This window comes from Flavobacterium sp. (assembly GCF_036405015.1).
Classification (GTDB): domain Bacteria; phylum Bacteroidota; class Bacteroidia; order Flavobacteriales; family Flavobacteriaceae; genus Flavobacterium.
Map to the genome: position 1 here is coordinate 1 of NZ_DASWYK010000148.1, position 8,898 is coordinate 8,898.

Genomic DNA, 8,898 nt, shown 5'->3' on the forward strand with positions numbered 1-8,898 from the left:
AATATCAAAGAGGAATCAGCAGTGTTTTGTGGAAGCGAAAGTGTCGATAAATTAAGAGCCACCGAAAAGGGAGAGTTTGCTTTCGAGAATTGGGATAAGGAAAAGCTTAAAAAATTCAACTTTTTTACCAGCAGGTTTTTCACTGCTTTTGACATGATTCTTGACGTTAAGCCTAACGTTTTAATTTTGAGTGACGTTAAAACAGCAAAGCATTCAGCGTTAGACCCGAATACAGACATTATACAGATTATCGGAAGAGCAAGAAAAGGAGTAAACCATATTGCCCATATTACAAATTGGGAAGCTAGTCTAACTAATAAAACAGAGGCTGAAATCAGAGCGTTCCTTGATGGTTCCAACCAAGCTTATTTCACAATCAAGCAGTTAAGGGATACTACCAATCAACCGGGTGCATATCATGCTTATGATGAAGCATTGAAACTAATCAGTTTTAGTCGCTTTATTGACCCATATACAAATTTAATCAGTCATTTCATGATTGACAACGAGATACACGCCAATCAAGTCAATGGATATTATAAATCTTCTGCAAAACTGGAACAGGCATACGCCGAAACGGAACGATTCAAAATTAACCATATAAAAGAAAGATACAATTTAGAGGATGGAGACATTAAGGATTTAGAAAAAGGGATTTCAGAAAAAAGAGTAATGCAATATGTTTGTGAGACAATCCATAAGCATTTCGAAGAGCAATCTGAAATACGCTATACCTTACACGTAAATCACGAATTTAATAAATTCATATCTACTCATGGTTTAAAATACAGGTACTACAGGGAAATTGGGATTGAAAAGATTAGGGAACTTGGATATAGCCCTGTTAAAATAAGCGCACTCTATAACAAAATACAGATAGAAAAAAGTCCCAGTTTTTTACACTTACAGTTATCCTTATTGTCGATATTCAAATCCGGCAGGACATTTTCCACTCAAAAAATTATTTCTATTTTAAACTATCTGTTTAAGAGGCATAATGTAATCTTAAGCCCAACTTTAACGCAATTAAAAGAGTGGTTTAGCGTAACAAGAACAACAGTCGGTTATACCGAAGATGGAAGAGAAATAAAGCATTACAGAATAAATAACTGTTTGAATTCTTTAGAAATGCCAAAGTTCAGAAACTAAATTTTTATTAAATATTGAAATTATTCTTTTTAAAATACTGTCTGAGGATACTGATTTTCAGACAGTGTTTTTAACAAGGGGGTTAAAGTAAAGATATTTCAAAATCAGTGTCTGAATAAAATTGAATTTTAAAATTTTATATTTTTCTAAAAAGTCAAAAAACAAACATACCCCTGTGGTCGCCGGACACCGACTCTCCACCAAAAACCCCGCCTTTTCCTTGAATTGGAAAATGGTTTCCTTACACTTATTATTATACACCAAGTGCCTACAATTTGAATTTTTAAAAATCCAAACCGGCTAATCTCAAAAAAACAACCAATTTTTAACACGAATAACGTGTGAATCGAACCGTAAACTCATTGACCGACCTGTAATTTTTCGATTTTAACACACTTTAAAATCATTGGTTTTTCAACCTAAGCTTTATAATCCAATCATATTTTAACCCAACCAACTGCTTATAATGCATTGGTACAGTCGAAAACTGGGTGTGGCAAGTTAGCTGTTGACACTTGCCTTTTTTATAAAAATCCAATTTTTCATTTAACCCTAAAACATTTCAAAGTCTTGGTTTATCAACCAGGACTTTTCCATTTACAAACATTTTAAATTTTTAAACTATGATTTTCTTTGAATCCTATCACTTTATTGTACCTCTAAAATTATTGGAATCTAAATATCCCGGAGGACTGGAATATTTTAAAAAGGATGTTCCAAACTCAACCTATAAGGATGACGGACAAATTGCAACCGTAAGGTTTTTACTGCGTGAGAAATCAACGAGTTTGTTGATTTGGTCGCTAAAAAAGGATTACACTTCCAACGTCAGGATTTCTATTCAGATGATTTTACAGTATTTACTCCTGTAGGTGCTTGGTGGAAACTGAAGAATTTGGTTTCAGATATTATCTACTGTCATTTGAATGAATAAGCTTATCAGTCTGGTAATTACCTTTTAAAAATTCAAATTTTAATCAAGAATCTATTATTGACCTTTTGCAATTTAAAGGAGGTCAATAATATTTTTCAGGCAGAAACTCTTTAGGAGAGCAATCGAAAATCTTTGATAATTTATTTAGATGATTAAGATTATATTTTGCTGGATATTTAGTGCTTTCCACTTGTCCAATAAAACCATTTGAGACGTCTAATTTGACTGCAAGTTCAGATTGCGAGAGATTAAACTGCTCTCTTTTCTCTTTAACCTTTTCAATCACGAAGAGCTCTATATCCGATTTCAAAGGCTTATTCATCAGATACTAAGGACTGAAAAGAAAATGCATCCTTTACTTAGTAATAACTAAGTAATTATTACTTTTACTAAATCAAACTAAACTTATGCTACAGAAAACCCTATTAATTTGCGCTATATCCTTAGCGTTTACAGTAAATAACGAAATATTAGCTCAACAAATTCAAAGATTTAGACTTGGCTCACAAACAGAGAGGGAAGTTTTATCCTCTGGCAAGGAAAGAGAAATATCAACGGAAGTTTGGTTAGATAGAGTCAATACTTTGGAACTCCAACCCTCAAACATGATTCTTTCAATAGATGACAATGTTTTTGTTTTTAAGATAATTAGCAAAGCCGTAGTTGGAGTAAATAAAATTAAATATATAGTTACCGTTCCTGGAACAGAATCAACTTCAGAAGTCTGGCAAGCTAATTATCCAACGCGTACGATATTCGAAGTACACAAAAACAAAACATACCTTATAAGATACTTTTGCACCAAAATTTAGAGATGAAAAAATTTTTAATACTTATAGTTTCGATACTCTGCTATAATGTAGCGGTTTGTCAACAGACTAAGATTTTAAGCTTCAAAGCTTATGATAAAACAATTAGTTTTACTGATGATAATTTAGATGCGTGGTACGGCACATATAAACGAGACAATAAAGTGCTAAGTAAAAACCAAGATTTGGCTTATACAGAATATATAGCTTTTAAATCAAGGGTTTCAGATGGCAATAGAAAAAACGAATTTCTGCAATTTGATAGGCTTAACCATGTTTTTTTTACTTCTGCCTTTGACGAATCGTACTTTATCACAGACCGTTCAGAAGCCTATAAAAAAGCACTTAAAAATTCTAGGGATAAGCAAAGCTTTAAAAAACTCATGCAAGTTCGTGGGGCAATAGTGTCGGGCGTTCAGGAACAAGTTATTAATAACTTACATTAATCAAAATTTTAAACCATGAGCAAAACCACACAACTTTATGCTTTACTCGCTGTTGTCTTTTTGATAATAGTGACGATATTCTCAGGAGGAAATGGAATCCTTATTTTTGTTGTTTTAGGAGTTCTTCTCTTTTTAGGGATTGTTATCGAAAGTACAAAAGCTAAGGATTAATAAAAACTCTCTCAAATCTTACCTCTCCCTCTTTGGTCTTTACCGAAGGAAAGGTAAGATTTGTTCGTTCTTAAGTGGTTGAAGAAATGTTCTTCTGTTTTTATAAAGGCTAGTGCAAAGAGTTTTTGGTTCTGTGTTTCATAGGTGGAGCCTGTGCAAACCCGATTAGGTAATAAGGCATTCGCAAAAGCTACGAACGCACATAGAACGCCAAATTCGTTGCGTTGATTAGTCTTTCAGACACATCAACTTCACTACTCCACTACGTTCCGCAATTTGTCATTCTATATGCCAAGTTCTCCGGTTTGCTCATATATGCTTCCTTTATATTTGTTGAACATCAGCTTACATTCGTGAATTACTCATTTCAGCTTATAACCAACAAATCTAAACGCATATTTAGTATGCTCGCCTGCTGAATCGAGAAAGCTACGGCTTTTGTCATGGTTATTGAGACAATAACACACGCCAAAAGCCTTGTGTTGAAAAAACATATCTTGTTGCCCGTTCTACGAACTCCTACAACAAGAACTTTCTCTCCACTCGCATGCGTCTCGCATTATTTGCGCTATAAATAATTAGTATTCTACGAAAATATTTTTCGTTTATAGTTAACAAAGGTTATATTAGACAAACCAACTTATTTGAATACGTTTTAATATCTTACAAGGTTTATTCTTAAAAAACAAACTTTATCGAATAGGAAAACTGAAAATCAAAATTGAAATTTAAAGAAACAAAGTGAATTTACCCCAAAAACATACAGTAGAAACGAAAAGGCTACTTAAAAAAGTTTCTAAAGCGAAAATTGCGAAATGGCTTTTGGAAGAAGGCTACTATCCAGAGCAATATGTCGTTCCACCAAGTTTTAAGGTTAAACAGTTTGATTTACAACCAAACCCATATTTCCCGATTGACAACAGCGATCCAGGGCAACCAAAATTTGAACCCGAAAAGGCAGAACTGATGAATGTTTCGTTCCCAAAGACGGAGCTAACCGACAGAACTTTTGGCATAATCGCTCCAAAAATTTATCACGACATAGTTTGGTACTTGATAGCCAATTGGGGAAATATTTTGAAATCCCTATTTAGAACAAGTAACAAGATTAACTCATACAGTTTTCCTATTCCTATAACTTCTAAAAGCGAAGGCGAACTGGGCAGTTTAAGAGTAGGAAGAATGATTTATGAGTATTTAGAAATGGCGGAAAATGATTTAGTTGCAGAAGCATATAACTATAAATATATTTTAAAATCTGACATAAAAAATTTTTATCCTTCGATATATACACACAGCATCGCTTGGGCTATTCATACAAAAGAACTAATTAGAAAAAGGGGAAACAGAAACAAATACAACGATTATGTCGGTCTGGTTCTAGACAAACTTTTTCAAAATTCAAATGACGGTTGTACAAACGGCATTGCAATTGGACCTGCAATCTCAGACCTAATTTCAGAAATTATATTAATTGCAGTTGATACCGAATGTTCAAAAATAGTAACTGCAAAAGGAATTGATTTTATTGGTGTTCGCTTTAAAGACGATTATCGTTTTTTGTGCCAATCCAAACAGGATGCAAACTTCATCATAAAGACTTTGCAGAAGCAAATGGCATTATTCAACCTGACTCTCAATGAAGGTAAATCTCAAGTGAACGAACTTCCAGAAGGGTTATTTAGAGAATGGACCGCAGAATTTCAGCCATATTCTTTGAGATACAAAAAGAGGTTAGGTTACAAACGTTTTGAAAATTCGTTTCGTGGTACACTAAAAGTTGATAAGAAATTTGAGGGAACTGGCATTGTTGACCGTTTTTTATCTGAACTTTATAAAACAAACAACGAACTCAAATTCAATTTTAAAGAAAAGGATTTGTTGAAAGCAATCAGTCTATTATTAATGCTGAAAGAGCGCAGAAATAAATCATTTCCACAAATTCTTGGGATCATTGAACAGATAATTAAACAAAACGCGGGGAAAGCAAAAACTATATCCAAAATTAGTTCTATTATTGAAAATTTACTAAATGAGAAGTTAAAAAATACTGATGACAATCAATACGACTTATTGTGGCTGGTTTATTTTGTGAAATCATTAGGTTTATCTACAATAGTATTTCCGAAAAAGATTAATTCTGAATTAATAAAAAGTCTAAAAAACAATAGAGTAGAGTTTTTCAAACCAATTCCAACTAACATAAAGTTATTTGACACGATTAAGAAACCATCAAAAAATATTTTGCTATTGGAACATTTAGCGATATTTAAAAACGAGATTACTGAATAAAGACAGCCAATAATGGCTACTCAACAAATGGAAGAATAGAATTATTATAAATATGGACGATTTAATTTCACCCAAATATCAAATGCAACTTGTAGGTTCTGTTGAAAGTGCAATATGGGCTGAATACAAATCATATAAACAGGTTCGAATTTATATTAGTAAATGGCATCAGAACAATTTCGAACCACAAGGTTTTAATGACAACTATTGGGAAAATTTCACAATAGTTGAAAAGCAGAATCAAGAAATTGATTTAACCTCAACGCTACATAATATGTGTGGCTCAGACTTACTTAAAATTGCTATTGATTTAGGTGTAGATACACCTGACTTCATACCATCTATTCCAACTTTCAAAAATGAATTAAAATCCGACTATAAAACAGCGTACGATACTTTTACAAAAGCATACAGGCAAATTGAGACCGACCCAAGTACGGCTGTTGGACTTGCGAATTCGGCACTTGAAAGTATTATAAAAGAAATTTTAAAGGACGAGAGGATTGCGAGTAGACTAAGTGGCGGAGAAACTCTTTATAAATTAACTTCAATAATTTTAAAAGTGTTTAACTTAACAAATGATGACCATCCGAAAGAAATTAAAACAATTGCAAGTTCACTTTTAACAATAAACCAAACAATAGAAAAACTTAGGAGTGAAAAGACCAACTTTCACGGTAAGACAAGCGACGACTACCTAATCAGTGATACTATTTATACTTTCTTTATAGTCAATTCAGTGGCAACAGTAGGTCTATTTTTAAATTCTTATTACAGAACGAAGTTTCCAAAACCAACAATAGTTATAGAAGATGAGGAACTACCGTTTTAGAAACAAGCCAGAATCGCTACTAACAGGTTTAAAAAAATGCGGGGAAGTGCGCTCACTGCATTAGTTTCTATTAAAAAAATTTATTGCCGGCTGATAGAGTTATAAAAGTAAGACCGAACCTCTTAAACCTCAAAAACGTTAGTGGAAGGTTAATATCACACCGACACAAAAAAAATGGCAGACATGAAAGAATATAAGAAATCACTTGAAGATGAAATCGATTGGAAGATAATTGACCAGTTGCATACTGCGACACTGAACTTTTCGACTACGAGTTTAGAGTTAAAGAAAGTATTTTTCATTTTAGTTGGTATCGCAGTACCCTCGTTGATAAAATTGGCTAATGACAAACTTGATGCTTCTCTATTTATTACAATCTATTTACTTGCTTTGACTTTTTGGTTTTTAGACAGCTTTACCTATTTCTATCAAGAAAAACTAAGGGAAAAAATGGATATGCATTTTGGTCAAATAAAAAAAAGGAATAGAGAAACCCTAATTGTAACTGAAAAAAGGAAAGATGACTTTACATTGGAGAGCAATAGAACGAGTAGAAACAGAATTAAAAGATCTTTAACAAATCCATCGGTTAGACTTTATATGTTTGTAGTTGGACTAAACTCTATCGCATATATCTTATTTTTAACTCGACTAATCAAATGAACATATTTGTTAGCTATACTACACGCAATAATGAGGTAACGATAAATTCACTTATTAGCTTTTCAAACAAAATAAGTTCGTTCGGTAAAATATTTATTGACCTAATTGATAATAATTCAAATGATAAACAAGGAAGAATAGTTGAAGAATTAAAAAGAACTGAACTATTTTTTTTAATAAAATCTCAAAGTAGTTTGAACTCGGAATGGGTTAAATTTGAGTTAGAAAGTGCAGATAAATTAAAAATTCCAGTAATTGAATTCGACATAACGGAAATTGGCAGTTTGACCGAAGATGAAATTGGTGCAAGGATAGAAATAATTAATAGTAAAAAGCTCAGCCACTAACAGGGTTTAGCAAAACAGTATGCGTCATTATAATCAAAAAAAAATATGAAATGAAAAAAACCAAAAATGTACTCGCCGTTACTACTTCGACAGTCGAAGGCTTGAAAATTCAAAAATATTTAAAACCAATATCATCTCATCTCGTTGCGGGAACTAATTTCTTTAGTGACTTTTTTGGCGGAATTACAGACATAATCGGAGGTCGGTCGTCAACGTACCAAAAGCAGTTAACTTCGCTTTATGACGAAGCGGTAGAAAATTTAAAGAAAAATGCTGTCGAAATAGGCGCTAATTGCATAATTGGTTTACATATCGACCTAGACGAAATTTCTGGAAAAGGGAAATCTATGTTTATGGTTTCTGCAATTGGAACTGCTGTAATTTTAGAAGACATGACTTTGCTAAAAGACGAGCTCCCACATGAAATTAGTTCCGAACAAATTAAGAATCTAAATAACAAAAAGAAAGTTTTAGCACAAGCTAAAGATAATACGCTAAAGATTACAGACGATGTTTGGAATTTAATAACTGTTAATCAGATCATAGAGGTATATCCTTTTGTAATTTCCAAATTACAGTTTGAAGTCGAAAATTCTATGCCGACTTTAAAAGAATTTAGAGATAGTTTTTTGGAGTATGTTGAGTCTTTTGATGAAGTTACTAAGAAGAAGCTTCTATATGATAGTCTTGGAAAAGAAGAGAATATTACATTAGGAAAAGTATTAATAGGTATCGTAAAAGACCTCTATTTATTAGATTTTCTGAAAACTATGGAATTGATTAAATCAGAGAATCTAATCTTCAAAAAAAGAGGGTTAATGTTGTTGACTTTTGAAAAACAGTATTACAATCAAAATGATATCCAAGAGCTTACAAAACTTATTTCAGTAATAGACTCAGAGTTTAGTGAACGGGGTAAAATTAGTTCAAAAAAACAGCTCCTATCTTCTAAAGAAAGACAAATTTGGACTTGCGAGTGCAATAGAGAGAACGATCTCGGAAGTTACTGTGGAAGTTGCTTCAAAGATATTTATGGTTTTGAAAAAGGAGAATTAAATCCCGAACAAGTTGTAAAACATTTAGAGGAAAAAACACAGCTGATTACTGAATTAATAGAATAACAAACACATAACAGCAAATTTGCAAAAAATGTCTGACGGTGGTTTACGCTAATTCATTCGTTAATTGTTCATTCCATTGCGGTGCGAAAGAGGTTCTGAAAGTAATCTCGCAATTTCTCAAACCCGCCAATCGT

11 protein-coding genes are annotated in these 8,898 nt (G+C 32.7%); 10 read left to right on the forward strand and 1 reads right to left on the reverse strand.

Features of this window, described 5'->3' with window-relative positions:
• Together VGE71_RS11470 and VGE71_RS11475 are read left to right on the forward strand one after the other, a co-directional pair.
• Positions 1-1,149, forward strand: a 1,149-nt coding sequence (locus VGE71_RS11470) for a hypothetical protein (protein ID WP_331138451.1), incomplete at its 5' end; no start/stop codon positions are given.
• Positions 1,150-1,945: 796 nt separating this feature from the next.
• On the forward strand, positions 1,946-2,083 hold the full coding sequence (locus VGE71_RS11475; protein ID WP_331138452.1) for a hypothetical protein: 138 nt from the start codon (positions 1,946-1,948) through the stop codon (positions 2,081-2,083).
• Positions 2,084-2,165: 82 nt separating this feature from the next.
• On the opposite strand, the gene VGE71_RS23305 is transcribed toward VGE71_RS11475, so the two are convergent.
• Entirely contained in the window at positions 2,166-2,405 is a 240-nt protein-coding gene (locus VGE71_RS23305) for a helix-turn-helix domain-containing protein (RefSeq protein WP_414656174.1), read from the reverse strand.
• A gap of 85 nt (positions 2,406-2,490) precedes the next feature.
• Between VGE71_RS23305 and VGE71_RS11480 the strand changes: the two genes are divergently transcribed.
• The 8 genes from VGE71_RS11480 to VGE71_RS11515 all read left to right on the forward strand — a co-directional run bounded on the left by VGE71_RS11480 (position 2,491) and on the right by VGE71_RS11515 (position 8,764).
• On the forward strand, positions 2,491-2,895 hold the full coding sequence (locus VGE71_RS11480; RefSeq protein WP_331138453.1) for a hypothetical protein: 405 nt from the start codon (positions 2,491-2,493) through the stop codon (positions 2,893-2,895).
• A 2-nt stretch (positions 2,896-2,897) separates the two neighbouring features.
• On the forward strand, positions 2,898-3,338 hold the full coding sequence (locus tag VGE71_RS11485) for a hypothetical protein (protein ID WP_331138454.1): 441 nt from the start codon (positions 2,898-2,900) through the stop codon (positions 3,336-3,338).
• Between the two features lie 15 nt (positions 3,339-3,353).
• Positions 3,354-3,509 carry a hypothetical protein gene (locus VGE71_RS11490; protein WP_331138455.1) on the forward strand — a complete coding sequence of 52 codons (156 nt, stop codon included), beginning with the start codon at positions 3,354-3,356 and terminating at the stop codon, positions 3,507-3,509.
• Between the two features lie 741 nt (positions 3,510-4,250).
• Positions 4,251-5,801, forward strand: a complete 1,551-nt coding sequence (locus VGE71_RS11495; RefSeq protein WP_331138456.1) for an RNA-directed DNA polymerase — start codon at positions 4,251-4,253, stop codon at positions 5,799-5,801.
• A 52-nt stretch (positions 5,802-5,853) separates the two neighbouring features.
• Positions 5,854-6,633: an abortive infection family protein gene (locus VGE71_RS11500; protein WP_331138457.1), complete on the forward strand. Its 780-nt coding sequence runs from the start codon at positions 5,854-5,856 to the stop codon at positions 6,631-6,633.
• 174 nt (positions 6,634-6,807) lie between these two features.
• On the forward strand, positions 6,808-7,296 hold the full coding sequence (locus tag VGE71_RS11505; RefSeq protein ID WP_331138458.1) for a hypothetical protein: 489 nt from the start codon (positions 6,808-6,810) through the stop codon (positions 7,294-7,296).
• Positions 7,293-7,643: a hypothetical protein gene (locus VGE71_RS11510; RefSeq protein ID WP_331138459.1), complete on the forward strand. Its 351-nt coding sequence runs from the start codon at positions 7,293-7,295 to the stop codon at positions 7,641-7,643. The genes VGE71_RS11505 and VGE71_RS11510 overlap by 4 nt, the downstream gene beginning before the upstream one ends.
• Positions 7,644-7,693: 50 nt before the next feature.
• Entirely contained in the window at positions 7,694-8,764 is a 1,071-nt protein-coding gene (locus VGE71_RS11515; protein ID WP_331138460.1) for a YbjQ family protein, read from the forward strand.
• The last annotated feature ends 134 nt before the right edge of the window (positions 8,765-8,898 follow it).